Annotated in this window: 25 protein-coding genes; 14 read left to right on the forward strand and 11 right to left on the reverse strand. The window is 57.1% G+C overall.

Features of this window, described 5'->3' with window-relative positions; genetic code table 11:
• Positions 1-4 precede the first annotated feature (4 nt).
• Positions 5-88, reverse strand: coding sequence for a small membrane protein YohP (gene yohP / locus AC4IBF_RS06910; RefSeq protein ID WP_015572324.1), 84 nt, complete (start codon positions 86-88; stop codon positions 5-7).
• Positions 89-291: 203 nt separating this feature from the next.
• Here yohP and mdtQ point away from each other — a divergent pair, with 203 nt between their 5' ends.
• Both mdtQ and AC4IBF_RS06920 read left to right on the forward strand, forming a co-directional pair.
• Positions 292-1,710 carry a multidrug resistance outer membrane protein MdtQ gene (gene mdtQ / locus AC4IBF_RS06915; protein WP_143345321.1) on the forward strand — a complete coding sequence of 473 codons (1,419 nt, stop codon included), beginning with the start codon at positions 292-294 and terminating at the stop codon, positions 1,708-1,710.
• 50 nt (positions 1,711-1,760) lie between these two features.
• Positions 1,761-2,525 carry an SDR family oxidoreductase gene (locus AC4IBF_RS06920; protein WP_491463217.1) on the forward strand — a complete coding sequence of 255 codons (765 nt, stop codon included), beginning with the start codon at positions 1,761-1,763 and terminating at the stop codon, positions 2,523-2,525.
• 69 nt (positions 2,526-2,594) lie between these two features.
• Here AC4IBF_RS06920 and AC4IBF_RS06925 read toward each other — a convergent pair whose 3' ends face one another.
• Complete coding sequence (locus AC4IBF_RS06925; RefSeq protein ID WP_133294805.1) at positions 2,595-3,167, reverse strand: DedA family protein; 573 nt, start codon at positions 3,165-3,167, stop codon at positions 2,595-2,597.
• Positions 3,168-3,324: 157 nt separating this feature from the next.
• Between AC4IBF_RS06925 and AC4IBF_RS06930 the strand changes: the two genes are divergently transcribed.
• Together AC4IBF_RS06930 and pbpG are read left to right on the forward strand one after the other, a co-directional pair.
• On the forward strand, positions 3,325-3,912 hold the full coding sequence (locus AC4IBF_RS06930) for a Yip1 family protein (protein WP_023312454.1): 588 nt from the start codon (positions 3,325-3,327) through the stop codon (positions 3,910-3,912).
• Between the two features lie 167 nt (positions 3,913-4,079).
• Complete coding sequence (gene pbpG, locus AC4IBF_RS06935) at positions 4,080-5,003, forward strand: D-alanyl-D-alanine endopeptidase (protein ID WP_111965977.1); 924 nt, start codon at positions 4,080-4,082, stop codon at positions 5,001-5,003.
• Between the two features lie 96 nt (positions 5,004-5,099).
• Here pbpG and AC4IBF_RS06940 read toward each other — a convergent pair whose 3' ends face one another.
• On the reverse strand, positions 5,100-5,654 hold the full coding sequence (locus AC4IBF_RS06940; RefSeq protein ID WP_115875833.1) for a GNAT family N-acetyltransferase: 555 nt from the start codon (positions 5,652-5,654) through the stop codon (positions 5,100-5,102).
• A 112-nt stretch (positions 5,655-5,766) separates the two neighbouring features.
• On the reverse strand, positions 5,767-7,515 hold the full coding sequence (dld, locus tag AC4IBF_RS06945) for a D-lactate dehydrogenase (protein WP_133294803.1): 1,749 nt from the start codon (positions 7,513-7,515) through the stop codon (positions 5,767-5,769).
• Between the two features lie 189 nt (positions 7,516-7,704).
• Between dld and bglX the strand changes: the two genes are divergently transcribed.
• The 5 genes from bglX (at position 7,705) to AC4IBF_RS06970 (ending at position 13,901) form a co-directional block, all read left to right on the forward strand.
• Positions 7,705-10,002 (forward strand): beta-glucosidase BglX, encoded by a 2,298-nt coding sequence (bglX, locus tag AC4IBF_RS06950; protein ID WP_248174698.1) that lies wholly within the window; start codon positions 7,705-7,707, stop codon positions 10,000-10,002.
• Positions 10,003-10,149: 147 nt separating this feature from the next.
• The gene (gene osmF / locus AC4IBF_RS06955; RefSeq protein WP_115875831.1) at positions 10,150-11,067 is read left to right on the forward strand and encodes a glycine betaine ABC transporter substrate-binding protein OsmF; all 918 of its coding nucleotides are present in this window, start codon (positions 10,150-10,152) and stop codon (positions 11,065-11,067) included.
• 12 nt (positions 11,068-11,079) lie between these two features.
• A complete protein-coding gene (locus AC4IBF_RS06960; RefSeq protein WP_288459765.1) occupies positions 11,080-12,237 on the forward strand; it encodes an ABC transporter permease in 1,158 nt (385 codons plus the stop codon).
• The gene (locus AC4IBF_RS06965) at positions 12,230-13,180 is read left to right on the forward strand and encodes an ABC transporter ATP-binding protein (protein WP_136195421.1); all 951 of its coding nucleotides are present in this window, start codon (positions 12,230-12,232) and stop codon (positions 13,178-13,180) included. Before AC4IBF_RS06960 ends, AC4IBF_RS06965 begins: the two co-directional genes overlap by 8 nt.
• A complete protein-coding gene (locus AC4IBF_RS06970; protein ID WP_252093247.1) occupies positions 13,164-13,901 on the forward strand; it encodes an ABC transporter permease in 738 nt (245 codons plus the stop codon). Before AC4IBF_RS06965 ends, AC4IBF_RS06970 begins: the two co-directional genes overlap by 17 nt.
• Here the strand turns inward: AC4IBF_RS06970 and AC4IBF_RS06975 are convergent.
• Both AC4IBF_RS06975 and mlrA read right to left on the reverse strand, forming a co-directional pair.
• Complete coding sequence (locus AC4IBF_RS06975) at positions 13,876-13,989, reverse strand: protein YohO (protein WP_008500895.1); 114 nt, start codon at positions 13,987-13,989, stop codon at positions 13,876-13,878. The two genes, AC4IBF_RS06970 and AC4IBF_RS06975, sit on opposite strands and share 26 nt — an antisense overlap.
• 69 nt (positions 13,990-14,058) lie before the next feature.
• Positions 14,059-14,799: an HTH-type transcriptional regulator MlrA gene (mlrA, locus tag AC4IBF_RS06980; RefSeq protein ID WP_115875827.1), complete on the reverse strand. Its 741-nt coding sequence runs from the start codon at positions 14,797-14,799 to the stop codon at positions 14,059-14,061.
• A gap of 217 nt (positions 14,800-15,016) precedes the next feature.
• Between mlrA and AC4IBF_RS06985 the strand changes: the two genes are divergently transcribed.
• The 3 genes from AC4IBF_RS06985 to AC4IBF_RS06995 are packed head-to-tail and all read left to right on the forward strand — an operon-like array spanning position 15,017 to position 17,932.
• Positions 15,017-16,702, forward strand: a complete 1,686-nt coding sequence (locus AC4IBF_RS06985; protein ID WP_248174692.1) for a sensor histidine kinase — start codon at positions 15,017-15,019, stop codon at positions 16,700-16,702.
• Positions 16,696-17,415, forward strand: a complete 720-nt coding sequence (btsR, locus tag AC4IBF_RS06990) for a two-component system response regulator BtsR (RefSeq protein ID WP_024908144.1) — start codon at positions 16,696-16,698, stop codon at positions 17,413-17,415. Before AC4IBF_RS06985 ends, btsR begins: the two co-directional genes overlap by 7 nt.
• A gap of 46 nt (positions 17,416-17,461) precedes the next feature.
• Positions 17,462-17,932: a YehS family protein gene (locus tag AC4IBF_RS06995; protein ID WP_115875826.1), complete on the forward strand. Its 471-nt coding sequence runs from the start codon at positions 17,462-17,464 to the stop codon at positions 17,930-17,932.
• Positions 17,933-17,963: 31 nt separating this feature from the next.
• On the opposite strand, the gene metG is transcribed toward AC4IBF_RS06995, so the two are convergent.
• Complete coding sequence (gene metG, locus AC4IBF_RS07000; protein WP_047652495.1) at positions 17,964-19,997, reverse strand: methionine--tRNA ligase; 2,034 nt, start codon at positions 19,995-19,997, stop codon at positions 17,964-17,966.
• Positions 19,998-20,134: 137 nt separating this feature from the next.
• On the opposite strand from metG, the gene apbC reads away from it, so the two are divergent.
• Positions 20,135-21,244: an iron-sulfur cluster carrier protein ApbC gene (apbC, locus tag AC4IBF_RS07005; RefSeq protein WP_133294798.1), complete on the forward strand. Its 1,110-nt coding sequence runs from the start codon at positions 20,135-20,137 to the stop codon at positions 21,242-21,244.
• Positions 21,245-21,336: 92 nt separating this feature from the next.
• Here the strand turns inward: apbC and AC4IBF_RS07010 are convergent, their stop codons facing one another.
• Together AC4IBF_RS07010 and AC4IBF_RS07015 are read right to left on the reverse strand one after the other, a co-directional pair.
• Positions 21,337-21,816 (reverse strand): GNAT family N-acetyltransferase, encoded by a 480-nt coding sequence (locus AC4IBF_RS07010; protein WP_149366493.1) that lies wholly within the window; start codon positions 21,814-21,816, stop codon positions 21,337-21,339.
• Entirely contained in the window at positions 21,767-22,090 is a 324-nt protein-coding gene (locus AC4IBF_RS07015) for an RcnB family protein (RefSeq protein WP_048992494.1), read from the reverse strand. Before AC4IBF_RS07015 ends, AC4IBF_RS07010 begins: the two co-directional genes overlap by 50 nt.
• Before the next feature lie 251 nt (positions 22,091-22,341).
• On the opposite strand from AC4IBF_RS07015, the gene AC4IBF_RS07020 reads away from it, so the two are divergent.
• Positions 22,342-22,857, forward strand: a complete 516-nt coding sequence (locus AC4IBF_RS07020; RefSeq protein WP_133294797.1) for a protein disulfide oxidoreductase — start codon at positions 22,342-22,344, stop codon at positions 22,855-22,857.
• 36 nt (positions 22,858-22,893) lie between these two features.
• On the opposite strand, the gene AC4IBF_RS07025 is transcribed toward AC4IBF_RS07020, so the two are convergent.
• Positions 22,894-24,360, reverse strand: coding sequence for a pyridoxal phosphate-dependent decarboxylase family protein (locus AC4IBF_RS07025; protein WP_126330746.1), 1,467 nt, complete (start codon positions 24,358-24,360; stop codon positions 22,894-22,896).
• Positions 24,361-24,378: 18 nt separating this feature from the next.
• Positions 24,379-25,755 (reverse strand): diaminobutyrate--2-oxoglutarate transaminase, encoded by a 1,377-nt coding sequence (locus tag AC4IBF_RS07030; protein ID WP_014884533.1) that lies wholly within the window; start codon positions 25,753-25,755, stop codon positions 24,379-24,381.

Below are 25,755 nucleotides of genomic sequence, written 5' to 3' on the forward strand. Positions count from 1 at the left end.
GGAATCAGAAAATCATCTTGAATACACCGGTAACCACTAAGAGACCTATCAGAAATATAATCAAAATAACCCACAGTAATATTTTCATTCCCTTCTCCCGCTCATGTATGTCCTGAATAAGTGTAGCAGCGTATTTATGGTTGGCATGAATGTATTAAATTTAATCATTATTTTTAGGAATAAATTTCCGTGTATTAAGATGTATGACAATTTGCGGATTGCCACGCGTTACTAAAAAAATGAACGACACTGAGCGTAACGTGCGCCTTTATTTTTTGAGTTTATGGCGTCATGAAACGTTCTCTTATTTTTTCTCTGAGTGCTCCCTTCGTTTTTATTCTGGCAGCCTGTGCGCCTGAACATGCCACGGTATCTCCCATTAAAACGCAAACCGCTGCGGCGTCGGTGAATGCGCAGCTTCGTCATACCGACTGGCCGAAAAATGAGTGGTGGAAAGAGTATAACAATCCCGAACTTAACGGCCTTATTGCGAAAGCATTAAGCGATGCGCCGGATATGCAGATTGCCCGTCAGCGCATTACGCTTGCCGAAGCCCAGGCCAAAGCCGTAATGGCAGCCGACGGTCCGCAGATTAATTTTTCCGCCGATGCGGAACGTCAGAAAATGTCCTCCGAAGGGCTGATGGGACCGTTTGCCTTTACCGACCCGGCTGCAGGCACCACCGGGCCGTGGTATACCAACGGCACCTTTGGCCTGACCGCAGGCTGGGATCTCGATCTTTGGGGAAAAAATCGCGCCCGGGTCGAGGCCCGGATTGGCAAAGTGAATGCGCAAAAAGCGGAGCTGGAGCAGACGCGTCAGCTGCTGGCCAGCAGCGTGGCGCGGCTCTACTGGGAGTGGCAAACGCAGGCCGCCGTGGGGGAGGTTCTCGCCCAGATCAAACATGAGCAGGACAATATTATCGGGGCCGATCGCGAGCTGTATCAACACGGCATCACCTCCTCCGTGGAGGGCGTTGAAACGGATATCAACGCCAACAAAACCGAAGCGCAGCTGGCAGAAGTCAACGGGAAGATGAAAGCCGTTGAGGCGCGCCTGGTCGCGCTGACGAACGCCTCTTCCGTGACGCTGACGCGGCACGCCTTGCCGACGGTGGAAGCCTCGTTACCGTCGACGCTCGGTTATGAACTGCTGGCACGTCGTCCGGATCTTCAGGAGGCGCACTGGTATATCGAAGCCTCTATGAGCGAAGTGGAGGCTGCCCGAGCGGCTTTCTACCCTGACGTGAACCTGATGGCATTCTTGCAGCAGGATGCCCTGCACCTGAGCGATCTGTTCCGCTCTTCCGCGCAGCAGATGGGCATGACCGCCGGGCTGACGCTGCCGATTTTCGACAGCGGCAGGCTGAACGCCAGCCTGGATATCGCACAGGCGCAGAATAATCTCTCGGTGGCGAACTACAACAAAGCGGTGGTCGAAGCCGTCAATCAGGTGGCACGTACGGCCAGTGAAGTCGAAACGCTGACGGCGAAGAACAGCCACCAGCAGCAGGTTGAAAAAGATGCGGCACGTGTTGTGGCGCTTGCCCAGGCGCGTTTCAGCGCGGGGATCGTTGCGGGCTCTCGGGTCAGTGAAGCCAGAATACCGGCCCTCAAAGAACACCTCGAAGGATTACTGTTAAAGGGGCAGTATGTCGACGCCACGCTGCAGCTGACCTCGGCGCTGGGCGGTGGCTATCATCATGGCTAAAAAAGGTCATTATCTATACTTACCTCTTTGCAGTTTTTCAGGAGGTGAGTATGACCAGAGTAGCGATTGTGACCGCATCGGATTCCGGGATCGGTAAAACCACGGCGCTGATGCTTGCAGAGCGCGGGTTTGATATTGGCGTCACCTGGCATTCGGATGAAAAAGGGGCGCTGGAAACCTGCCGCGAAGTTGAAGCGCAGGGGCAGCGCGCAGAGGCTATCCATCTTAACTTAAGCACACTGCCGGAAGGCGCAGAGGCTATTGAAACGCTGATTGCGCGTTTTGGCCGGCTGGACGTGCTGGTCAATAATGCGGGTGCGATGACCAAAGCGCCGTTCCTTGAAATGCCGTTTGACGACTGGCGGAATATTTTCACCGTCGACGTGGACGGCGCGTTTCTCTGTTCACAAATTGCCGCCCGGCAGATGGTGAAGCAGGGGGAAGGGGGGCGAATTGTGAACATTACCTCGGTGCATGAGCACACGCCGCTGCCGGAGGCGAGCGCCTACACGGCGGCAAAACATGCGCTCGGCGGGTTAACCAAATCCATGGCGATGGAACTGGTTAAGCACAATATTCTGGTGAATGCCGTCGCGCCGGGTGCCATTGCCACGCCGATGAATGACATGGACGACAGCGAAGTGAAGGAAGGCTCAATGCCGGAAATACCGCTGGCAAGGCCGGGCCACACTAAAGAGATTGCCAGCCTGGTGGCGTGGCTTTGCGACAGCGACGCCAGCTATACCACAGGGCAATCGTTTATCGTCGACGGGGGTTTTATGCTGGCGAACCCGCAGTTTAAGCCGGAGGGGTAGTAACCTTTCTCCCTCTCCCTCTCCCTCTCCCTTGAGGGAGAGGGCTGGGGTGAGGGGAGGAGACCGCACTCACTCCTCATCCCGCGTCTTTTCCCGGTGCTTCAGCCACAGTCGAACCCCAATCACCGCCACAACCACCAGAATCAACCACGCCCAGTGCTTCAGGTGCTGGTCGAGATTATGCAGCCATGGCGCAATCACTTCGCCCCCTGCGTAACCGAGCGTCGTAAAGATCAGCGCCCAGGCAACCGCGCCCACAATATTGAGCGGCAGAAAAATTTTTGGCGGCAGATGACTGGCACCAATCAGTATCGGCCCGATAATGCGAAAGCCATACATAAAGCGCGTGCCAATGACGAACAGATAGGGATGACGTTGAATCAGCCGCTGAGCGCGGCGGATTTTCTTTTGATGCTTTGCGAAGCGTTTAAGCAGCGTTGGCCCAAAGCGCAGCCCCAGAAAGTAGAGCAGCTGATCGCCAATCATTCCACCCAGCGCGACCGCGGCAACGACCAGCGGGAACTTCAGTAATCCCTGATGTGCGGCGACGCCCCCTAACAGCGTGATGGTTTCACCTTCTGCTACGCTGCCGATGACCAGCGCGGCATAGCCATATTGTTCAATGAGTGCGTTAATATCCATTACGTAAATGTTATCTCCCTCAGCGTACCTCGTTTAATCATATACCCCATGAATCAACAGCGGGGAAATCAACGGAAATTTCCCACTGTACATAAAATAATCTAAAGCCTGCATTATACTTAAGGTATCGCTGACGGGCCGACAACAAGGGGGCGCTATGAACCATGTCTGGGGACTTTTCTCCCATCCCGATCGTGAAATGCATGTCATTAAAAGTGAGAACGAAACGGTCTCGCATCATTACACGCACCATGTGCTGCTGATGGCTGCGGTGCCGGTAATATGCGCCTTTATCGGAACAACACAAATCGGCTGGAACTTCGGTGACGGCACCGTAGTTCAGCTTTCCTGGTTTACCGGGCTTTATCTGGCCATCGTTTTTTATGGCCTGATGCTGGCGGGTGTGGCGGTTATGGGGCGCGTCATACACTGGATGGCGCGTAACTATCCGCAGCGTCCATCGCTGGCGCACTGTATGGTCTTTGCCGGGTATGTCGCGACCCCGCTGTTCTTAAGCGGTATTGTTGCGCTCTATCCACTGGTCTGGCTGTGCGCGCTGATCGGTACCATTGCCCTCTTTTACACCGGGTATCTGCTGTATCTTGGGGTTCCAACCTTCCTGAATATCAATAAAGAAGAAGGCCTGAGTTTTTCCAGTTCAACACTCGCCATTGGGGTGCTGGTGCTGGAGGCGCTACTGGCGCTGACGGTTATTCTTTGGGGTTACGGATACCGTCTCTTCTGAGTTCACTGCATTGCTGGCGTAAATGCCAGCAATGCAGCATCTGTTCACGATTATCCGCTGGCGACAACGCCCGGTGACCGCTATGATGCCGAAGCCAGCCTGTGTTTATCCGTTGATACAGGCGGTGTACGTCATGACGTGCGTGAATAATTATCAGAAGTCTCACCATGCAGAAATTCCGAGTCTCTTTACTTAGCCTGGCGCTGCTGCTGGGCGCGTCCGCTGCCGTGCCGGCCGTCGCCAAAACGCCCGCGGTGAGCGCCGCCGCTGCTCAACCGCAAATTGCGTCCGGCAGCGCGATGATTGTCGATCTCAACACCAATAAGGTGATCTATGCCAGCCATCCGGACCTGGTGCGCCCGATCGCCTCAATTACCAAATTAATGACCGCGATGGTGGTGCTTGATGCACATCTGCCGCTGGACGAAAAGCTAAAAGTAGATATCAGCCACACGCCGGAGATGAAAGGGATCTACTCTCGCGTGCGGCTGAACAGTGAAATCAGCCGTAAAAATATGCTGCTGCTGGCGCTAATGTCGTCTGAAAACCGCGCGGCGGCGAGCCTGGCGCACCACTATCCGGGCGGCTACGACGCTTTTATCCGCGCGATGAACGCGAAAGCCAAAGCGCTGGGGATGAACAATACGCACTACGTTGAACCGACGGGGCTGTCGATCAACAACGTCTCCACGGCGCGCGATCTGACGAAACTGCTGATTGCCAGCAAACAGTATCCGCTGATTGGTCAGCTCAGTACCACCCGTGAAGAGATGGCGACCTTTGCGAACCCGGCCTATACGCTGCCGTTCCGCAACACTAACCATCTGGTTTACCGCGATAACTGGAATATTCAGCTAACGAAAACCGGCTTTACCAACGCGGCAGGACACTGTCTGGTGATGCGCACCGTGTTTAACGGTAAGCCGGTGGCGCTGGTGGTGATGGATGCCTTCGGCAAATATACCCACTTCGCGGACGCGAGCCGCCTGCGCACCTGGATTGAAACCGGAAAAGTGCAGCCTGTACCGGCCGCGGCATTGACGTATAAAAAGCAGAAAGCCGAGCAGATGGCGACGGCGCAGAACGATTAGGTAAAAGCAAAACGGTAACGCATGTTACCGTTTTTTATGTTTTCTCCCTCTCCCTGTGGGAGAGGGCCGGGGTGAGGGCACCAGACCGCTCTGCGTTTATTCCGGCAGCGTCCAGTCACCATCGTTGAGCGGACGCTGCATAATCACCGTATCCCGCCAGTCGCCTTTCTTATAGCCTACGCTGCGCAGCTGACCGACAATCTCGAAGCCGTGCTTTTTATGCAGCCGCAACGAGCCGGCATTATTATTGCCATCTCCCACCACGGCAATCATCTGCCGCCACGGCCCTTGCTCGCAGCGTTCAATCAACGCATCCATCAGTGCCGAGCCAAAACCGCGCCCGGTAATGCTGGCATCAACGTATATCGACTCTTCCAGGGTATAGCGGTAGGCGTGCCGCGGACGGTAAGGCGTGGCGTAGCAGTAGCCCACCACGATGCCGCGATAAAGCGCGATAAGCCACGGTAAACCGTGCTCAGCCACGCTTTTCATACGATGTCGCATTTCGTCGATGGTGGGGGGGACTTCTTCAAACGACGCGCGCCCGTGAAGCACATGCCAGGCATAGATCGCGGCAATAGCATGCACATCATCGGGAAGGGCGTCGCGCACTTCCAGTTCGGTCTCGGATAAAACATCAACAGCCGACATGATGTGCCTGCTCCTCGTTATAGAAAGCCGGAGAAACGTTTCTCCGGCGATAAGCAGTTACTCTATTACGATTAAGGAGCGCTTAACAATCTCTCAAATTTGGCTGTAGGAATTAATCAGACGTTTGCGTTATGCGCTGCTCCGCGTCTGCGCTCTCTTTCCAGTATTTCTTCCGCGTTGTTTTACCAATGCCGGGATTCATGCTGTTTGTAGGGTCATTCTCGCGATAAAACTGCTTAAGTGCGTCAGGGGCTTCATAAAGATGTCCGACGTTATGTTCCGCAGGATATTGTGCGCCGCGTTCACGCAGAAGGGCGAGCATCTGCTCCTTCAGTTCGTGTGCGTCGACCCCTTTTTTGACAATGTAATCCTGATGGAAGACATAACACATAAAGTGGCCGTAATAGAGCTTGTGCACCAGCTTGCTGTCGATTTCCGGCGGGAGATGCTCGAACCAGTCGGTGTCGTTACGTCGCAGGGCGATATCCAGCGCCAGAATATCTTCCACTTCTTCGGAATGCACCGCCTGGTAACGGATGGCTGCGCCTGCGGCGGCAAAACGGTGCAGGAAGGCTTTGCTGCCCTCTTCAGGCGTACAGGCAAAGAAATCCCCTTCGGCGGTTTTGAAGTATTCGGTCAGCCAGGACTGCGCTTCGGCAATCCCATCCCCGGCCATTTTCAGCAGCAGGTGATGTTCGTACTTGTCGCGCCAGGTTTTCATTCTCTCCGGTAAATGCGCCGGGAAAACGTTGCCCAGCTTCTGCATAAAGCGGTCGGTGAAGTGGGGTTTAAACAGCGACACTTTCTCCAGCATCGCATCGGTGCGGCCCTTCATGGTGAAGAAGAACGGCATTTTGTCGGTGCCGAGCTTGTCGATCATCAGGAAGGTATCTTTGCCGTAACGTTCGGCGATGTCGTAAATGTCCCGGTGCATGTACTCGCCCGCCACCGGAAGATTGCTGAATTCGCCCAGAATATGACGGCGGATTTCCGTCAGAACCTCAGGCTGATTGGTACCGATGTAAAATACCTGCTGCTTTTTCTCTGCCGGGAAGGTATCCAGACGCACAGCAAAAACGGCAAGCTTCCCGGCGCAGCCGGAGGATTCAAACAGGCGGTCCGGGTCGGCGTTGTAGCGCGCCGGCGTATCGGCGTCGATATCCCGGACGCGGGTCACGTAGTCGTGATCGTGCGCATGACGGCCGTCGTGCTGCACGTCTTCGTCCTTCACGCGATCGTCGTCAAGCTTGCTGAGGATCTGTTCTGGCGTCACGCCGAGATCGATTCCCAGATGGTTCACCAGCGTCAGCTTGCCGTTTTCGTCAATACGGGCGAACAGCGACATCTCGGTATACGCCGGGCCACGCTGCACCAGCGAGCCGCCGGAGTTATTGCAGATCCCGCCGACCACCGAGGCGCCAATGCAGGAGGAGCCAATCACCGAGTGCGGTTCGCGGCCCAGCGGCTTAAGCGCTTTTTCGAGGGAGTAAAGCGTGGTGCCGGGAAACGCGAGCACCTGTTCACCTTTATCCAGCAGGTGCAGCTTGTCGAGACGCAGGGTACTGATAATCACGATGTCACGATCGTAATCGTTGCCGTTCGGCGTGGAGCCTTCGGTCAGGCCGGTGTTGGCCGCCTGCATTAAAATAATCTTGTCGGCCGCGACGCAGGCGCTCAGCACGCGCCACAGTTCCAGCAGCGTGCCGGGGAAAACCACCGCCAGCGCCTCGCCCTGACCGGAGCGGAAGCCCTTGCGGTAGCGGGCGGTTTTAGCCGGGTCGGTAAGCAGGTGAGAGGAGCCAACCAGGCGCGACAGTTCGTTAATAAATGCTTTGTTATCGTCAGTTCGAACAGAAGACATCTTCCACTCCTTGTGGTGGGGCAAATTTCTCGCTGTAAAGCATAGCGCGATTAACTGTTAAGCGGTCGAGTATTCACGAGAAAAATCAGAGAATAACCCTGCAACGTTCAGAGGGTTTGTGGCACACTGCGCTTTTCGCACGGTATGGCCGAGATCGTCCGGCGGTTATTGATGAGAGAGTAAAACGACATGAAATGGCTATGTTCTGTAGGTGTCGCCGTCAGCCTGGCGCTGCAACCTGCGCTGGCAGAGGATTTGTTTGGCAATCACCCGCTCACGCCTGAAGCGCGGGATGCGTTTGTCACGGAATTGCTCAAGAAAATGACGGTCGATGAGAAAATCGGCCAGCTGCGTCTGATCAGCGTCGGCCCGGATAACCCGAAAGAGGCCATCCGCGAGATGATCAAAGACGGGCAGGTAGGGGCCATCTTTAATACCGTCACCCGCCAGGATATCCGCAAGATGCAGGACCAGGTGATGGATCTCAGCCGCCTGAAGATTCCGCTGTTCTTCGCCTATGACGTGGTGCACGGCCAGCGTACCGTCTTCCCGATTAGCCTCGGCTTAGCGTCTTCCTTTAACCTCGATGCGGTGAAAACCGTCGGGCGCGTGTCTGCTTATGAAGCGGCGGACGACGGCCTGAACATGACCTGGGCGCCCATGGTGGACGTCTCGCGCGATCCGCGCTGGGGCCGCGGCTCGGAAGGCTTTGGTGAAGATACGTACTTAACCTCCACGATGGGTAAAACCATGGTGGAAGCGATGCAGGGTAAAAGCCCGGCGGACCGCTACTCGGTGATGACCAGTGTCAAACACTTTGCGGCCTATGGCGCGGTTGAAGGTGGGAAAGAGTACAACACCGTCGACATGAGCCCGCAGCGCCTGTTCAACGACTACATGCCGCCGTACAAGGCAGGGCTTGATGCGGGCAGCGGCGCGGTGATGGTAGCGTTGAACTCGCTGAACGGCACGCCTGCGACGTCCGATTCCTGGCTGCTGAAAGACGTGCTGCGCGACCAGTGGGGCTTTAAGGGCATCACCGTATCCGACCACGGCGCGATTAAAGAGCTGATCAAACACGGCACCGCCTCCGATCCGGAAGACGCGGTGCGCGTCGCGCTCAAGTCCGGCATCAACATGAGCATGAGCGACGAGTACTACAGCAAATACCTGCCTGGGCTTGTGAAGAGCGGCAAGGTAACGATGGCGGAGCTGGACGATGCCGCTCGCCACGTGCTGAACGTGAAATACGACATGGGGCTGTTTAACGATCCGTACAGCCATCTGGGCCCGAAAGACTCTGACCCGGCAGATACCAACGCTGAAAGCCGCCTGCACCGCAAAGAGGCGCGTGACGTCGCGCGCGAAAGCCTGGTGCTGCTGAAGAACCGCCTCGACACGCTGCCGCTGAAAAAATCCGGCACCATTGCCGTGGTGGGCCCGCTGGCCGACAGCAAGCGCGACGTGATGGGCAGCTGGTCTGCCGCGGGCGTGGCTGACCAGTCCGTGACCGTGCTGACCGGTATCAAGAGTGCCGTCGGTGAAAACGCCAAAGTGGTCTATGCCAAAGGGGCGAACGTCACCAACGATAAAGACATCGTGACCTTCCTTAACCAGTACGAGGAAGCGGTGAAGGTCGATCCGCGCACGCCGAAGGAGATGATTGACGAGGCGGTGAACGCCGCTAAGCAGTCTGACGTCGTGGTCGCGGTCGTGGGGGAAGCGCAGGGTATGGCGCACGAAGCCTCCAGCCGTACCGATATCACGATTCCACAGAGCCAGCGCGATCTGATCGCTGCTCTGAAAGCGACCGGCAAGCCGCTGGTGCTGGTGCTGATGAACGGTCGCCCGCTGGCGCTGGTGAAAGAAGACCAGCAGGCTGACGCCATTCTGGAAACGTGGTTCGCCGGTACCGAAGGCGGTAACGCCATCGCCGACGTGCTGTTTGGTGATTACAACCCGTCGGGCAAGCTGCCGATGTCCTTCCCGCGCTCCGTCGGGCAGATCCCGGTTTACTACAGCCACCTGAACACCGGTCGTCCGTACAATGCCGACAAGCCGAACAAGTACACGTCTCGTTACTTCGACGAAGCTAACGGCCCGCTGTATCCGTTTGGTTACGGCCTGAGCTACACCACCTTCAAGGTCTCTGACGTGAAAATGTCGGCGCCGACCCTGAAGCGTGACGGCAACGTTACCGCCAGCGTCGAGGTAACCAACACCGGCAAGCGCGAAGGGGCTACGGTGATTCAGATGTACGTGCAGGATGTTACCGCGTCGATGAGCCGTCCGGTGAAGCAGCTGCGCGGCTTCGAGAAGGTCAACCTCAAGCCAGGGGAAACCAAAACCATCAGCTTCCCGATCGACGTGGATGCGCTGAAGTTCTGGAACCAGCAGATGAAATATGATGCGGAACCAGGCAAATTTAACGTCTTTATCGGCGTGGACTCCGCCCGCGTGAATAAAGGCGAGTTCGAGCTGCTGTAACCTTTCCCTCCTTTGCCTCCCCCCGTCCTGCGGGGGAGGCGTCTTACCTTATGCTAAAAAGGCATTTTGACGGTTAATTCCGCCGTTTTAAGCTACGCTTTTCTCTCAAGCCTCTGAAAAAGGCAGCAAAAAAATGAGGATAGCGGAATGACGATTGCAAAGGGGATGTTGGGATCTGCGGTGTTACTGGCGGCGCTGAGCCTGCCGTTACAGGCGGCGGAGCCGGTAAAAGTGGGCTCAAAGATCGATACCGAAGGCGCGCTGCTCGGCAATATTATTTTGCAGGTGCTGGAAAGTCACGGCGTGAAAACGGTCAATAAAGTCCAGCTCGGCACCACGCCCGTCGTGCGCGGCGCGATTACATCCGGCGAGCTGGATATCTACCCGGAATACACCGGCAACGGCGCATTCTTCTTCAAAGATGAAAACGATCCGGCATGGAAAAACGCCAAAGCCGGGTATGAGAAAGTCAAAAAACTCGACGCGGAACAGAACAAGCTGGTCTGGCTGACCCCGGCACCGGCCAACAACACCTGGACTATCGCCGTGCGCAAGGACGTGGCGGAGAAAGGGAAGCTGACTTCTCTGGCGGATCTCAGCCGCTACCTGAAAGAGAAGGGCGACTTTAAGCTGGCTGCGTCCGCGGAGTTTATCGAGCGTCCTGACGCGCTTCCGGCGTTCGAAAAAGCCTACGACTTCAAGCTCGACCAGGCTCAGCTGCTCTCGCTGGCGGGCGGGGATACGGCGGTAACCATCAAAGCGGCGGCGCAGCAAACCTCCGGCGTTAACGCGGCAATGGCCTACGGCACCGACGGCCCGGTGGCGGCGCTCGGCCTGCAAACCCTGACCGATCCTAAAGGCGTACAGCCGATTTACGCTCCGACCCCGGTCGTGCGTGAGGCGGTACTGAAAGCCTATCCGGAGATTGCCGAATGGCTCAAACCGGTTTTCGAAAAGCTTGATGAAAAAACGCTGCAGCAGCTGAATGCCAGCATTGCCGTCGAGGGGCTGGATGCCAAAAAAGTGGCCGCCGACTTCCTGAAACAACAAGGGCTTGTGAAGTAACGGGAAAGGGCTGTGCCAATAAAATGTCATAACCGCGTCCTGCTGCTGCTGGCCTGCGTGGCCATCGCGGCGGTCGCGTTACCGTTTGTCAACGTTGCCCCAAACCGCCTGATGTCGGGGGAGGGCAAAGCGCTCTGGCAGGTCTGGTCGTTTACGCCGGGGTGGCTTGTGGCGTCGCTGAGCGCGTGGGTGATCCTGTCGATCTGGCAGGGACGCCCGGCGCAGTGGCTGACGCTGCTCCTCTCTGAAGGGCTCTTCATCGTGCTGTTCTGGAGCGCCGGACTGGCGGCGACGCATATGGCATCGGCGGAAAGTCCGCTGGCGAGAACCACTATCGGCAGCGGCCTGTGGCTGTGGCTGGCGCTATGTCTGCTGGCCTGCAGCGATGCCATTCGTCGACTCATCGCCAGCGCGGTCTGGCGCTGGGTGCTCAATGCGCAGATATGGTGTATTCCTTTACTCCTGCTGTTCAGCGGGGAACTGAACAACCTCTCGCTGTTAAAAGAGTACGCCAACCGTCAGGAGGTGTTTGATGATGCCCTCGCGCAGCACCTGACGATCCTCTTCGGTACGCTCGTTCCGGCGCTTCTGGTTGGGATCCCCCTTGGCATGTGGTGCTATCGCCATCCTTCACGCCAGGGTGGGGTTTTTGCCGTGCTCAACGTTATCCAGACCATTCCATCCGTTGCGCTGTTTGGCCTGCTGATTGCCCCGCTGGCGGGGCTGGTGAAGTCATTCCCGGTGCTCGGTACGCTCGGTGTCGCCGGGACGGGGTTAACGCCCGCGCTTATCGCGCTGGTGCTGTATGCGCTGCTTCCGCTGGTGCGCGGCGTGGTGGCGGGCTTAGGTCAGGTCGCACCTGACGTGCTGGAAAGCGCCCATGCGATGGGAATGAGCGCGCGGCAGTGTTTCTGGAAGATTCAGCTCCCGCTGGCGCTGCCCCTGCTGCTGCGCAGCCTGCGTGTGGTGGCGGTTCAAACCGTCGGCATGGCGGTGATTGCGGCGCTGATTGGCGCGGGTGGCTTTGGCGCACTGGTGTTCCAGGGGCTGCTGAGCAGCGCTCTGGATCTGGTGCTATTGGGCGTGGTGCCCACGATTGCGCTGGCGGTGGTCGTCGACGCATTGTTTGCCTTATGGCTCGCGCTGCTCGGGAGAAGAGCCAATGATTGAATTTCATGATGTCAGTAAAACCTTTGCCGGTCGCCCGGCGGCGAGCCATCTGAACCTGAACTTTGCCGAGGGGGCGTTCTCCGTGCTGATTGGCACCTCGGGCTCGGGAAAATCCACCACGCTGAAGATGATCAACCGTCTGGTTGAGCATGACAGCGGGCTGATTCGCTTTGCCGGAGAAGAGATCCGCAGCCTGCCGGTGCTGGAGCTGCGCCGTCGGATGGGCTATGCCATTCAGTCTATCGGCCTGTTTCCGCACTGGACGGTGGCGCAGAACATCGCCACCGTGCTGCAGCTGGAAAAATGGTCGCGGGCAAAAATCGCTGACCGGGTGGATGAACTGATGTCCCTGCTGGGGTTAGAGCCCGCGCTGCGCGATCGCTATCCGCACCAGCTTTCCGGCGGGCAGCAGCAGCGCGTGGGCGTGGCGCGCGCGCTGGCGGCCAACCCGCAGGTACTGCTAATGGATGAACCCTTCGGCGCGCTGGACCCGGTCACGCGCGGGGCGCTGCAGGCGGAGATGACCCGCATTCACCGCATTCTCGGACGCACGATCGTTCTCGTGACGCACGATATTGATGAAGCCCTGCGCCTGGCCGACCATCTGGTGCTGATGGATCATGGCGAAGTGGTGCAGCAGGGCTCGCCGCTTGAGCTGTTAACCTGGCCGAAGAACGACTTTGTGCGCGAGTTTTTTGGCCGCAGCGAGCTGGGCGTCAGGCTGCTCTCCCTGCGGACGGTCAGCGACTATATGCGACGGGAAGAGGTGCCGGTGAGCGGCGAACCGCTACAGGCGCAGATGAGCCTGCGGGATGCCCTCTCCGCGTTTGTCGCGCGACAGTGCGAGGTATTGCCCGTCTCGGATGACCGGGGGGCGCCGTGCGGAACCTTACATTTTCGCGATCTGCTGGCCGGGGAGGTGACGCGTGAAGGCTCTGCGTGATCCGCTCCTCTGGCTGGTAGCGCTCTTTATCGCCTTGCTGTTTCTGATGCCCCACAGCGCGGCGCTGTTTAACAGCCTTTTTCCCGGGCTGCCGCGGCCGGTGTATCAGCAGGAGAGCTTTATTAATCTCGCCCTGGCGCATCTCTGGCTGGTTGCGCTCTCAAGTGCTGTCGCGATCGTGCTGGGCGTGGGGGCGGGCATCGCGGTCACGCGGCCTGCGGGTCGGGAGTTTCGCCCGCTGGTGGAGACGATTGCGGCCATTGGTCAGACGTTTCCCCCGGTGGCGGTGCTGGCGATAGCGGTTCCGGTGATGGGCTTTGGTCAGCAGCCCGCCATCATTGCGCTGATTCTATACGGCGTATTGCCGGTGCTGCAGGGCACGCTGGCGGGCCTCGCGGCGGTACCGGCGGCAGTGCTGAGCGTGGCAGAAGGGATGGGGATGAGTCGCGGCCAGCGGCTGCGCAAGGTTGAACTGCCGCTTGCGGCGCCGGTTATTATTGCCGGGATCCGCACGTCGGTCATCGTTAACATCGGGACGGCGACCATTGCGTCGACGGTCGGTGCCAATACGCTGGGAACGCCGATCATTATCGGCCTGAGCGGGTTTAATACGGCTTATATTGTGCAGGGTGCGGTGCTGGTCGCGCTGGCGGCCATCGTCGTCGATCGCCTTTTTGAGCGGCTGGCGCTGTACCTCAGCCGACACCGCCGCGAACAATAAACGAGTACCCTGCCAGCATTACGCCGCCGATACCGCTCACGGCCATCAGGACAAAAAGGGTAATAATGGCCAGTTTGGTTGCCTTCATCATGTGCTCCTGTTGTTAACGGAACAATTATACGGTGAAGCGCAGCTGTTAATGAACCATTAAATGCCGTTATGGCTCATCCGGCCCAAGGGAATAAACCGGGTAACCATTTTCTCGCCATTCCATCAGAAGCTGCTGCTGCGTGGCGGACGGCACTTCGCCACACCAGACCAGCAGGGTCTGGCCGTCGAAAAACTCAGGCTTAAGCTGAGCCAGCGAGTGCGCCAGAACATCCACGCGCCAGCCCTTCTGGGTAGCAATCCACGCTTCCAGCCACAGGCGGGTGGTATCGTGCACGTTCCAGCCCACTACCAGCGCATCTTTTCCGGCTTTGTTCTTCGCTGAGGCAAGGCAGACGGCAATATAGTTGATCAGCACCCCGTCGAGCATGCTGAGCAGCGCCTGCAGGGTGGACTGCTGGCACTGCAGGCGTCGACGGAGCGGGATGAAAAGATGGGAGATCAGCGTCTGTGCCGGATAGTCGCGGCCCTGCTCTTTTATCCATGCGCGCAGGCGCTGAAGATTGCCCGCCTGCAGGAGCCGCAGCAGGGTTTCCTGCTGTTCGCGCCAGAGGTGCTGCGTGTCCGGGTCGTCGTGGCTCAGCAGAGACTTCACTTTGCCGACCTGCACCCCGTTGTCGATCCAGCTCTTAATCTCGCGGATGCGGTCAATATCGGCCTCATTGAAAAGGCGATGCCCGCCGTCGGTCCTTTGCGGTTTGAGCAATCCATACCGTCGCTGCCACGCCCGTAGGGTAACGGGATTGATATCACAAAGGAGTGCCACTTCACCTATCGTGTAAAACGCCATATTCGCCCCCTGGCTTACGCGTTCCCAGCTTAACTGTAGACCCACTTTTGCGAACCAGGAAGGACTGATTGATTTTTGAACAAACAATGCGAAGCATGCACGATATTCAGAAAAAGGTGTGATAACGGACACGATTTTGTGCTTTTTTGGAATGCTTCAAAGAAAGTAACCCCGCATCAGTGTATGTTACGCGTTTTTAGCGTGTGCGGTTTTGAGTATGTACGAGTTTAATCTGGTGCTGTTGTTGCTTCAGCAGATGTGCGTGTTTCTTGTCATTGCCTGGCTGATGAGCAAAACGCGCCTGTTTATCCCGCTGATGCAGGTTACCGTTCGTCTGCCGCACAAGTTCCTCTGTTACGTCGTATTTTCCATATTCTGCATTATGGGGACCTGGTTTGGTCTCCATATCGAAGACTCTATTGCCAATACGCGCGCGATCGGCGCGGTGATGGGCGGGCTGCTGGGCGGTCCCGTCGTCGGTGGCCTTGTCGGTTTAACCGGGGGGCTGCATCGCTATTCCATGGGCGGGATGACGGCCCTGAGCTGTATGATCTCGACGATCGTGGAAGGGCTGCTCGGCGGCCTGGTGCACAGCTATATGATTAAGCGCGGCCGTCCGGATAAAGTCTTCAGCCCGCTCACCGCCGGAGCCATTACCTTTGTGGCCGAAATGGCGCAGATGGCGATCATTCTGCTCATTGCGCGTCCGTTTGAAGATGCGCTGCACCTAGTCAACAGTATTGCCGCCCCGATGATGGTGACTAACACCGTGGGTGCGGCGCTGTTTATGCGCATTCTGCTCGACAAGCGCGCTATGTTTGAGAAGTACACCTCGGCGTTTTCCGCCACGGCGCTGAAGGTCGCCGCCTCGACCGAAGGGATCCTGCGCCAGGGGTTTAACGAAGAAAACAGCATGAAGGTCGCGCAGGTGCTCTACAAGGAGCTGGATATCGGCGCGGTGGCCATAACCGACCGCGAGCGGCTGCTGGCCTTTACCGGCACAGGGGACGATCACCATCTGCCGGGTAAACCGATCTCCTCAGCCTATACGCTGCGCGCCATCGAAACCGGCGAAGTGGTGTATGCCGACGGTAACGAAGTGCCTTATCGCTGTTCGCTGCATCCGCAGTGCAAGCTGGGCTCCACGCTGGTGATTCCGCTGCGCGGGGAAAATCAGCGGGTGATGGGGACTATCAAGCTGTATGAGGCAAAAAACCGTCTTTTCAGCTCGATCAACCGCACGCTGGGGGAGGGGATCGCCCAGCTGCTGTCCGCACAAATCCTCGCCGGACAGTATGAGCGGCAGAAAGCCCTGCTGACGCAGTCTGAAATTAAGCTGCTGCATGCCCAGGTCAACCCGCATTTCCTGTTTAATGCCCTCAACACGCTCAAAGCGGTGATCCGCCGCGACAGCGATCAGGCCGCGCAGCTGGTGCAGTTTCTGTCGACCTTTTTCCGCAAGAACCTGAAGCGGCCGTCTGAGATCGTGACCCTCGCCGACGAGATTGAGCACGTGAACGCCTATCTGCAGATTGAGCAGGCGCGTTTCCAGTCGCGCCTGCAGGTGACGCTCTCCGTGCCGGACGAGCTGGCGTATCAGCACCTCCCGGCTTTTACCCTGCAGCCTATTGTCGAAAACGCCATTAAGCACGGCACGTCACAGCTTCTGGGTACAGGGGAGATAACCATTGCCGCCAGCCGTTTTAACCACCATCTGGTGCTGGATATTGAAGATAATGCCGGGCTTTACCAGCCTTCCGCCTCCGGCGGTTTAGGGATGAGCCTGGTGGATAAACGCCTGCGCGCCCATTTTGGCGATGACTGTGGCATTACCGTCGCCTGCGAGCCCGACCGATTTACCCGTATTACCGTACGACTGCCGCTGGAGGAAAACGCATGTTAAGAGTGCTGATTGTGGATGATGAGCCGCTGGCACGGGAAAACCTGCGCGTTCTGCTGCAGGAGCAGCCGGATATTGAGATTGTGGGTGAGTGCGCCAACGCCATTGAGGCCATCGGCGCGGTGCACAAGCTGCGCCCGGACGTGCTGTTCCTTGATATTCAGATGCCCCGAATCAGCGGCCTGGAGATGGTCGGCATGCTCGACCCGGAACATCGTCCCTACATCGTGTTTCTGACGGCGTTCGACGAATATGCCGTTAAGGCCTTTGAGGAGCACGCGTTTGACTATCTGCTCAAGCCGATCGAAGAGAAGCGCCTTGAAAAAACGCTCACCCGTTTACGCCAGGAAAGAACCGTACAGGACGTCACGCTGCTGCCGGAGAACCAGCAGCCGCTGAAGTTTATCCCCTGCACCGGGCACAGCCGGATCTATCTTCTGCAGATGGATGATGTGGCGTTCGTCAGCAGCCGCCTGAGCGGGGTGTTTGTCACCAGCGCGGAAGGGAACGAAGGATTTACCGAGCTGACCCTGCGCACGCTCGAGAGCCGCACGCCGCTGATCCGCTGCCACCGCCAGTATCTGGTGAACATGGCGCACCTGAAGGAGATCCGCCTGGAAGATAACGGCCAGGCCGAGCTGGTGCTGCGTGCCGGGCAAACGGTACCCGTCAGCCGCCGCTACCTGAAGAGTTTGAAAGAGGCGATTGGGCTGTAAAGCTGGTACACTGCGCGCCATTGCATCATCGACATTCGAAGGCTCTATGCTAAGTAACGATATTCTTCGTAGCCTGCGCTACACCCTGAAAGCGAACAATAACGACATGGTGCGCATTCTTGCGCTGTCCGACATGGAATCCACGTCTGCGAGTTTTGACACGTGGATGACTAAAGAAGACGAAGAGGGCTTTGTCCGCTGCCCTGATATCATTCTGTCCGGTTTCCTGAACGGCCTGATTTACGATAAGCGTGGCAAAGATCCTGCCGCGCCAGAGCTGGCGCTGGAGCGTCGCGTGAACAATAACACGGTGCTGAAAAAGCTGCGTATCGCGTTCTCGCTGAAAACGGACGATATCGTGGCGATCATGACCGAGCAAAAATTCCGCGTATCCGTGCCGGAAGTCACCGCCATGATGCGCGCGCCGGATCATAAAAACTACCGCGAGTGCGGCGACCAGTTCCTGCGTAATTTCCTGCGCGGGCTGACCCACCGGGTGCATCATCCTAAACCATAAAAAAAGCCGGAGATTATCTCCGGCTTTTTTGTTATTTCACCTGCTGGCCAGGCTTCGCGCCTTCGTCAGGGCTTAACAGGAAGATATCTTTCCCGCCAGGGCCTGCAGCCATCACCATCCCCTCAGAGATGCCGAAGCGCATTTTGCGCGGCGCCAGGTTCGCCACCATCACGGTCTGACGACCGATCAGCACCTGCGGGTCCGGGTAGGCTGAACGGATGCCGGAGAAGACGTTACGCTTCTCGCCGCCCAGATCCAGCGTCAGGCGCAGCAGCTTGTCAGAGCCTTCCACGAACTCCGCGTTCTCAATCAGCGCCACGCGCAGGTCGACTTTAGCGAAATCGTCGAAGGTAATGGTTTCCTGAATCGGATCGTCTGCCAGCGGGCCGGTGACCGGTGCCGCAGCCGCTTTAACCTCTTCTTTAGACGCTTCCACCAGGGCTTCAACCTGCTTCATCTCGATGCGGTTGTACAGCGCTTTAAAGGTGTTCACCTTGTGGCCGAGCAGCGGCTGCTGGATGGCATCCCAGGTCAGTTCGGTGTTCAGGAATGCTTCGGCACGGGCCGCCAGCTGTGGCAGAACCGGCTTCAGGTACGTCATCAGCACGCGGAACAGGTTGATGCCCATAGAGCAGATCGCCTGCAGATCGGCATCGCGACCTTCCTGTTTAGCGACAACCCACGGTGCCTGCTCGTCCACATAGCGGTTTGCCAGGTCGGCCAGCGCCATGATTTCGCGCACGGCTTTACCGAACTCACGAGTTTCCCACGCGTCGCCAATGGTAGCTGCCGCGTCGGTAAAGGTTTTGTACAGGGCAGGGTCAGCCAGTTCAGCCGCCATCACGCCGTCAAAGCGTTTGGCGATAAAGCCCGCGTTACGGGAGGCCAGGTTCACCACCTTGTTGACGATGTCCGCGTTCACGCGCTGCACGAAATCTTCCAGGTTCAGGTCGATATCGTCGATGCGGGAAGAGAGCTTCGCGGTGTAGTAGTAGCGCAGGCTGTCCGCATCGAAGTGGTTCAGCCAGGTGCTGGCTTTGATGAACGTACCGCGGGACTTGGACATCTTCGCGCCGTTCACCGTCACGTAGCCGTGTACGAACAGGTTGGTTGGCTTGCGGAAGTTGCTGCCTTCCAGCATGGCCGGCCAGAACAGGCTGTGGAAGTAAACGATGTCTTTACCGATGAAGTGGTACAGCTCTGCCGTGGAATCTTTCTTCCAGTATTCGTCGAAGCTCACGGTGTCGCCACGCTTGTCACACAGGTTCTTGAAGGAGCCCATGTAGCCGATTGGCGCATCCAGCCAGACGTAGAAGTATTTGCCCGGCGCGTTCGGGATTTCAAAGCCGAAGTACGGCGCATCGCGGGAGATATCCCACTGCTGCAGGCCGGATTCGAACCACTCCTGCATTTTGTTCGCCACCTGCTCCTGCAGCGCGCCGCTGCGGGTCCACGCCTGCAGCATTTCGCTGAAGGACGGCAGGTCGAAGAAGAAATGTTCGGAGTCACGCATGACAGGCGTGGCACCAGAAACCACGGATTTCGGCTCGATAAGCTCGGTCGGGCTGTAGGTTGCGCCGCACACTTCGCAGTTATCGCCGTACTGGTCCGGGGATTTACATTTCGGACAGGTGCCTTTGACGAAACGGTCCGGCAGGAACATGCCTTTTTCCGGATCGTACAGCTGAGAGATGGTGCGGTTTTTGATAAAACCATTCTCTTTCAGACGGGTGTAGATCAGCTCCGACAGCTCGCGGTTTTCGTCGCTGTGCGTGGAGTGATAGTTGTCATAGCTGATGTCAAAGCCAGCAAAATCAGTCTGATGCTCCTGACTCATTTCGGCAATCATCTGCTCCGGGGAGATCCCCAGCTGCTGCGCTTTCAGCATGATAGGCGTGCCGTGGGCATCGTCCGCACAGATGAAATTAACCTCGTGGCCGCGCATTCGCTGGTAACGGACCCAGACATCAGCCTGGATATGCTCCAGCATGTGGCCGAGGTGGATTGAGCCGTTGGCGTACGGCAGTGCGCACGTTACCAGAATTTTCTTCGCGACTTGAGTCATAGTAGGCATTACTTCTTTTAACTGTGAAAAGGGTTTTCGATATTACCAAAAGGGGCATTATTAAGTAAGCACAAACCACGGCCTTTCAGGTAAACTTGTTCATCTAAGGTCTTATTCACAAGAACAAAGGAGTCGGGATGAGTTCTCAATCCCAGGCCAAATCACCGGAAGCCTTACGAGCAATGGTCGCCGGGACGCTGGCTAACTTTCAGCATCCAACCCTGAAGCACAATCTCACTACGCTGAAAGCGTTACACCACGTTGCCTGGCTGGACGATACCCTGCACATTGAGCTGCAGATGCCGTTCGTCTGGACCAGCGCCTTTGACGCACTGAAAGAGCAGACCAGCTCTGAGCTGCTGCGCATTACCGGCGCGAAGGCGATTGACTGGAAGCTGAGCCACAGCATCGCCACGCTGAAGCGCGTGAAAAACCAGCCTGGCGTGAACGGCGTGAAAAATATCATTGCCGTCAGCTCGGGTAAGGGTGGGGTAGGGAAATCCTCTACCGCCGTTAACCTGGCGCTCGCGCTGGCGGCGGAAGGGGCAAAGGTCGGCATTCTGGATGCGGATATCTACGGTCCGTCTATTCCGAACATGCTGGGTGCGGAAAACCAGCGTCCAACCTCGCCGGACGGCACCCACATGGCGCCAATCATGGCTCACGGTCTGGCGACCAACTCCATCGGTTATCTGGTGACTGACGATAACGCCATGGTCTGGCGCGGCCCGATGGCCAGCAAAGCGCTGCTGCAGATGCTGCAGGAGACGATGTGGCCGGATCTGGATTATCTGGTACTGGATATGCCGCCGGGCACCGGTGACATTCAGCTGACGCTGGCGCAAAACATTCCGGTCACGGGTGCCGTTGTGGTTACCACGCCGCAGGATATCGCGCTGATCGACGCCAAAAAAGGCATCGTAATGTTCGAGAAGGTGGAAGTGCCGGTGCTCGGTATCGTTGAGAACATGAGCATGCACATCTGCAGCAACTGCGGTCACCACGAAGCTATCTTCGGTACCGGTGGCGCAGAAAAACTGGCCGCGAAGTATCACACCCAACTGCTTGGGCAGATGCCGCTGCACATTACCCTGCGTGAAGATTTGGACAGCGGAAAACCGACGGTCGTCAGCCGTCCGGACAGCGAATTTGCAGATATGTATCGCCAGCTGGCGGGACGCGTTGCGGCGCAGCTTTACTGGCAGGGCGAAGTGATCCCGGGCGAAATCGCGTTCCGCGCGGTGTAATTCCCCAGCGCTGGATTGCCGGGTGGCGGCTTCGCCTTACCCGGCCTACGAAATACGGTTTTGTAGGTCAGGTAAGCGAAGCGCCACCTGACTTACTCTAGCCGATAATGCATCAGATAGTACTCTCCGTCCGGAGAATCACCCGTCGCCTCAATGTGCCAGCCGTGCCGCTGGTAAAACGCAATAGCCCGCGCATTCTTCACCAGACACTTAAGTGAACCCGTACTGGTAAACGTTTTCTGCACGTGTTCAAGCAACTCATGCCCGACGCCCATGCTCTGATACTGCGGATCTACAAACAGGTTGTGCAGGAAATTATCGTTCGTCCAGACAGAAGCAAAACCCAGGCGATGGCCGTTCTGCGTGGCAACCCAAATCACTTCGTCACGCGTTACCGCGTCAAAGTCTTCAAGCTGCCAGTCTGAACCGTCCAGCCATGGCCAGGCTTCACGCCGGGCGTGGAGGAAAAGCGTGCGCAGGAAAGGGCGATCGCTTTCCTGCCAGGGGCGAATCAGGATGGTATTAGCGGTGATAGAAAATATCTCCATTGTAGGCTTTGTAGATTTTGCCATCCGCATCGCCGATCAGCACATAGTTCTCGCCCATGTAGGTCCAGTGGGTTCCGGCATCCGGAGCCGGCAGGTTACGCAGCTGGTACTGTTTGATGGTGTACTCCGGCGTTTGATACTGCGCCGGCGCCGTGTCGCCAATTTTGAATTTCGTGAAGTCAGCGATGAACTCTTGTTCTTCATAGGCCTTGATGCCGGATGCCGCTTGTGGTGCTGCATTCGCCGCGCTTGCCAGAGACATCACGACACCCAGAAGCAGCCATTTACACTTAGCCATTTTTTCTCCAGTTGAACGGTTTTTAAGTTTGATTTTGCCTGTCAACAATACGGCAACCTGCCTATTTTAAATATCAGACTATGGCTTGTTCGAAAAAAAATGTAACAAAAATGAACCTACCTGATAACCGTTTTCCGTTTGGTAAGCCTCATCGATGAAAAGATCTTTACCAGCAAACAGACGCGACACTTCTTTACAGCATAGTGGTGTAATGCCCGCTAAGATGACCTTCGTTAAAACACGAGGTCACAATGGATAACCGCAAAATCAATCGACTGCGCCGCTGGGCGCGGGAAGGGATAATACTCGTTCTGCTGACGCTGGCCGTAGTGTGGGGTGTGGATCAATATCGAAAACCGATGCTCCCCGCCAGTTTTAGCGCAACACCGATGCAGAGCATCGACGGCAACATTCACGATATCGCGGCGCTCAGCCAGGAGCGCCCGCTGCTGATTTATGTTTGGGCCACCTGGTGCAGCATTTGCCGCTACACGACGCCTGCGGTTAATCAGCTGGCAGACGAGGGCGGGAACGTGGTGAGTATCGCCATGCGCTCTGGTGACAATGCAAAGCTTGCGCGCTGGGTTGATAAGAAACAGCTGAAAATGCCGGTGATTAACGATGCAAACGGTGCTTTGTCGCAGCAGTGGCATGTGAGCGTCACGCCAACGCTGGTGGTTGTGTCGAAGGGGAACGTTGTTAGTACCACAACGGGCTGGACGAGCTACTGGGGATTGAAAATCAGAATGTGGTGGGCAGGGCTGTAAAGATAACCCCTCTTCCGGCGGAAGAGGGGTTTTGTGTTACTTAGCCAGAACTTCCTGCGCGGTGCGCTCAACCAGAGACAGCAGGATTTTGATATCTTCCAGCGTCACGGTTGGGTTCAGCAGCGTCAGCTTCAGGCAGGTCACGCCGTTATGCTCGGTCACACCGACGTTCGCACGGCCGGATTCCAGCAGCGCGTCACCAATTTTCTGGTTCAGCAGGGCGATGCCAGCGTCATCCATCTGCACCTGACCGCGGAAGCGGAACAGAACGCTTGCCAGCTGCGGCTGCATAACCAGTTCCAGCGCAGGCTGAGCTTTCACGTAGGCCGCAACCTGCTGTGCCAGGGTCACGCCGTGATCGATGATCGCCGCGTATTGCTCCTGACCCAGCGCTTCCAGGCTCATCCACAGCTTCAGCGCGTCGAAACGACGGGTGGTCTGCAGCGATTTGGAGACCAGGTTAGGCACGCCTGCTTCTTCGTCGAACTCAGAGTTCAGGTAAGCCGCCTGATAGCGCATCAGCTCATAGTGACGCGCTTCTTTCAGCAGGAACGCGCCGCAGCTGATGGTCTGGAAGAACTGTTTATGGAAGTCCAGGGTCACTGAATCCACCAGCTCAATGCCGTCAAGGTAGTGACGATACTGCTCAGACATCAGCAGCGCGCCGCCCCAGGCCGCATCAACGTGTACCCAGATGTTCTGCTTAGCGGCCAGCTCTGCAATTGCACGCAGCGGGTCAATAGCACCGGCATCGGTTGTACCTGCCGTTGCGACGATCGCCAGAATCTGCTCGCCGTTCGCGTTGCACTGCTCAATTTTCGCCGCCAGATCGGTCAGATCCATGCGGGAGAATTCGTCCGTTTTCACCTGCACCACGGACTGGTAGCCCAGGCCCATCAGCGCCATGTTTTTCTGCACGGAGAAGTGCGCGTTCTCGGAGCACAGTACGCGGATCTTACGCAGATCGCCTACCAGGCCGTCCTGCTGAACGGAATGACCCTGACGCGCAAAGAACGCATCGCGCGCCAGCATCAGGCCCATCAGGTTGCTCTGGGTACCGCCGCTGGTGAAGACACCCGCGTCGCCAGCCTGATAACCCACGCGGGTACGCAGCCACTCGATCAGTTTGATCTCAATGATGGTTGCGGACGGGCTTTGATCCCAGGAGTCCATACTCTGGTTAGTGGCGTTGATCAGCACTTCCGCCGCCTGGCTTACGACCAGGCTTGGGCAGTGCAGGTGCGCCACACACTGCGGGTGATGAACGGACAGGCTGTCTTTCAGGAAGAACTCCACGGCGCGTTCAATCGCCGCTTCGTTGCCCAGCCCTTTCGGGTTGAAATCCAGCTTAATACGGTCGCGCAGTTCTGCGACCGTTTTGCCCTGGTACATCTCAGGCTGTTTCAGCCACTGCATCACAGCCTGAGTGCTTTGTTCGATCGCCTGCTGATAAGCTTCAATGCTCTGCGCAGAGGAGAACAAAATTGGGTTTGAATCAGACATCGTAATCAATAACTCCGGTTACGCCGGGCGAACGCCCGCAGCAAGCAGTGCCTGCTCAAATTTATCCAGGAAGATTTTCAGCTCTTCGTCGCTGATCAGCAGAGACGGCAGCAGACGCAGAACGATACCGTTACGGCCACCGCGCTCCAGAATCAGACCGGCTTCGAAGCACTTCTTCTGAATCAGTGCAGACAGCTCGCCGTCGCCCGGGAAGCAGCCCATGTGGTCAGCGGCTTCGTGTGGCTTAACGATCTCAATACCGATCATCATGCCCAGGCCGCGCACGTGGCCGATAACAGGATAGCGTTTCGCCATCTCTTTCAGCTGGCCTTTCAGCCATTCGCCCTGTGCAGCCACTTTGCCTGCGATGTTCTGGTCTTTCAGGATTTTCAGCGTCGTCAGACCGGTTGCCATCGCCAGCTGGTTGCCGCGGAAGGTACCGGTGTGGTGACCTGGCGCCCATGCGTCGAACTGCTTTTTGATACCGAGCACGGCCAGCGGCAGACCGCCACCTACGGCTTTAGACATCACGATAATGTCTGGCTCAATGCCCGCGTGTTCGAAGGCGAAGAATTTACCGGTACGGGCAAAGCCAGCCTGAACTTCGTCGAGGATCAGCAGAATGCCGTGTTCCTGAGTCACTTTACGGATGCGCTGCAGCCACTCAGCCGGAGCCGGGTTCACGCCGCCTTCGCCCTGAACGGCTTCCAGGATCACCGCAGCAGGCTTACGCACGCCGCTTTCAACGTCGTTGATCAGGTTATCAAAGTAGTAAGTCAGCGCTTTCACGCCCGCTTCACCACCGATACCCAGCGGGCAACGGTATTCGTGCGGGTAAGGCATGAACTGGACTTCTGGCATCATACCGTCAACCGCTTCTTTCGGAGACAGGTTGCCGGTCACGGACAGTGCGCCGTGAGTCATGCCGTGGTAACCACCAGAGAAGCTGATGATACCGCTACGACCGGTCACTTTTTTCGCCAGCTTCAGCGCCGCTTCAACGGCGTCAGCACCGGATGGACCGGTGAACTGCAGGCAGTACTCTTTGCCCTGACCAGGCAGCAGAGAGAGCAGGTATTCAGAAAACGCGTCTTTCAGAGGCGTAGTCAGATCCAGGGTATGTAACGGCAAGCCGCTGGTAATGACATTTTGGATGCTTTTCAGCACATCAGGATGGTTATGGCCAAGCGCAAGGGTCCCCGCGCCTGCTAAACAGTCAAGGTATTCTTTATTATCTGCATCGGTGATCCACACGCCTTCTGCTTTAGTGATGGCTAAAGGCAGTTTGCGCGGATAACTCCTGACGTTAGATTCAAACTCGGCCTGACGGGCCAGATAGGTTTCGTTGCTTTTGTGGGCATCTACGGTGTCAATACGGACTTTATCCGTCATCAT

Source organism: Enterobacter sp. Taxon_8, from assembly GCF_058354585.1.

What these genes read in the sequence shown, in the direction of transcription:
- metG (WP_047652495.1), bottom strand. Translation starts at nt 19,997, where the DNA reads ATGACTCAAGTCGCGAAGAAAATTCTGGTAACGTGCGCACTGCCGTAC.
- btsR (WP_024908144.1), top strand. Translation starts at nt 16,696, where the DNA reads ATGTTAAGAGTGCTGATTGTGGATGATGAGCCGCTGGCACGGGAAAAC.
- dld (WP_133294803.1), bottom strand. Translation starts at nt 7,515, where the DNA reads ATGTCTTCTGTTCGAACTGACGATAACAAAGCATTTATTAACGAACTG.
- apbC (WP_133294798.1), top strand. Translation starts at nt 20,135, where the DNA reads ATGAGTTCTCAATCCCAGGCCAAATCACCGGAAGCCTTACGAGCAATG.
- AC4IBF_RS06930 (WP_023312454.1), top strand. Translation starts at nt 3,325, where the DNA reads ATGAACCATGTCTGGGGACTTTTCTCCCATCCCGATCGTGAAATGCAT.
- AC4IBF_RS07020 (WP_133294797.1), top strand. Translation starts at nt 22,342, where the DNA reads ATGGATAACCGCAAAATCAATCGACTGCGCCGCTGGGCGCGGGAAGGG.
- AC4IBF_RS06965 (WP_136195421.1), top strand. Translation starts at nt 12,230, where the DNA reads ATGATTGAATTTCATGATGTCAGTAAAACCTTTGCCGGTCGCCCGGCG.
- AC4IBF_RS06975 (WP_008500895.1), bottom strand. Translation starts at nt 13,989, where the DNA reads ATGAAGGCAACCAAACTGGCCATTATTACCCTTTTTGTCCTGATGGCC.
- AC4IBF_RS07015 (WP_048992494.1), bottom strand. Translation starts at nt 22,090, where the DNA reads ATGGCTAAGTGTAAATGGCTGCTTCTGGGTGTCGTGATGTCTCTGGCA.
- AC4IBF_RS07010 (WP_149366493.1), bottom strand. Translation starts at nt 21,816, where the DNA reads ATGGCAAAATCTACAAAGCCTACAATGGAGATATTTTCTATCACCGCT.
- AC4IBF_RS06995 (WP_115875826.1), top strand. Translation starts at nt 17,462, where the DNA reads ATGCTAAGTAACGATATTCTTCGTAGCCTGCGCTACACCCTGAAAGCG.
- AC4IBF_RS06985 (WP_248174692.1), top strand. Translation starts at nt 15,017, where the DNA reads ATGTACGAGTTTAATCTGGTGCTGTTGTTGCTTCAGCAGATGTGCGTG.
- bglX (WP_248174698.1), top strand. Translation starts at nt 7,705, where the DNA reads ATGAAATGGCTATGTTCTGTAGGTGTCGCCGTCAGCCTGGCGCTGCAA.
- mdtQ (WP_143345321.1), top strand. Translation starts at nt 292, where the DNA reads ATGAAACGTTCTCTTATTTTTTCTCTGAGTGCTCCCTTCGTTTTTATT.
- mlrA (WP_115875827.1), bottom strand. Translation starts at nt 14,799, where the DNA reads ATGGCGTTTTACACGATAGGTGAAGTGGCACTCCTTTGTGATATCAAT.
- AC4IBF_RS07030 (WP_014884533.1), bottom strand. Translation starts at nt 25,755, where the DNA reads ATGATGACGGATAAAGTCCGTATTGACACCGTAGATGCCCACAAAAGC.
- yohP (WP_015572324.1), bottom strand. Translation starts at nt 88, where the DNA reads ATGAAAATATTACTGTGGGTTATTTTGATTATATTTCTGATAGGTCTC.
- osmF (WP_115875831.1), top strand. Translation starts at nt 10,150, where the DNA reads ATGACGATTGCAAAGGGGATGTTGGGATCTGCGGTGTTACTGGCGGCG.
- pbpG (WP_111965977.1), top strand. Translation starts at nt 4,080, where the DNA reads ATGCAGAAATTCCGAGTCTCTTTACTTAGCCTGGCGCTGCTGCTGGGC.
- AC4IBF_RS06920 (WP_491463217.1), top strand. Translation starts at nt 1,761, where the DNA reads ATGACCAGAGTAGCGATTGTGACCGCATCGGATTCCGGGATCGGTAAA.
- AC4IBF_RS07025 (WP_126330746.1), bottom strand. Translation starts at nt 24,360, where the DNA reads ATGTCTGATTCAAACCCAATTTTGTTCTCCTCTGCGCAGAGCATTGAA.
- AC4IBF_RS06940 (WP_115875833.1), bottom strand. Translation starts at nt 5,654, where the DNA reads ATGTCGGCTGTTGATGTTTTATCCGAGACCGAACTGGAAGTGCGCGAC.
- AC4IBF_RS06925 (WP_133294805.1), bottom strand. Translation starts at nt 3,167, where the DNA reads ATGGATATTAACGCACTCATTGAACAATATGGCTATGCCGCGCTGGTC.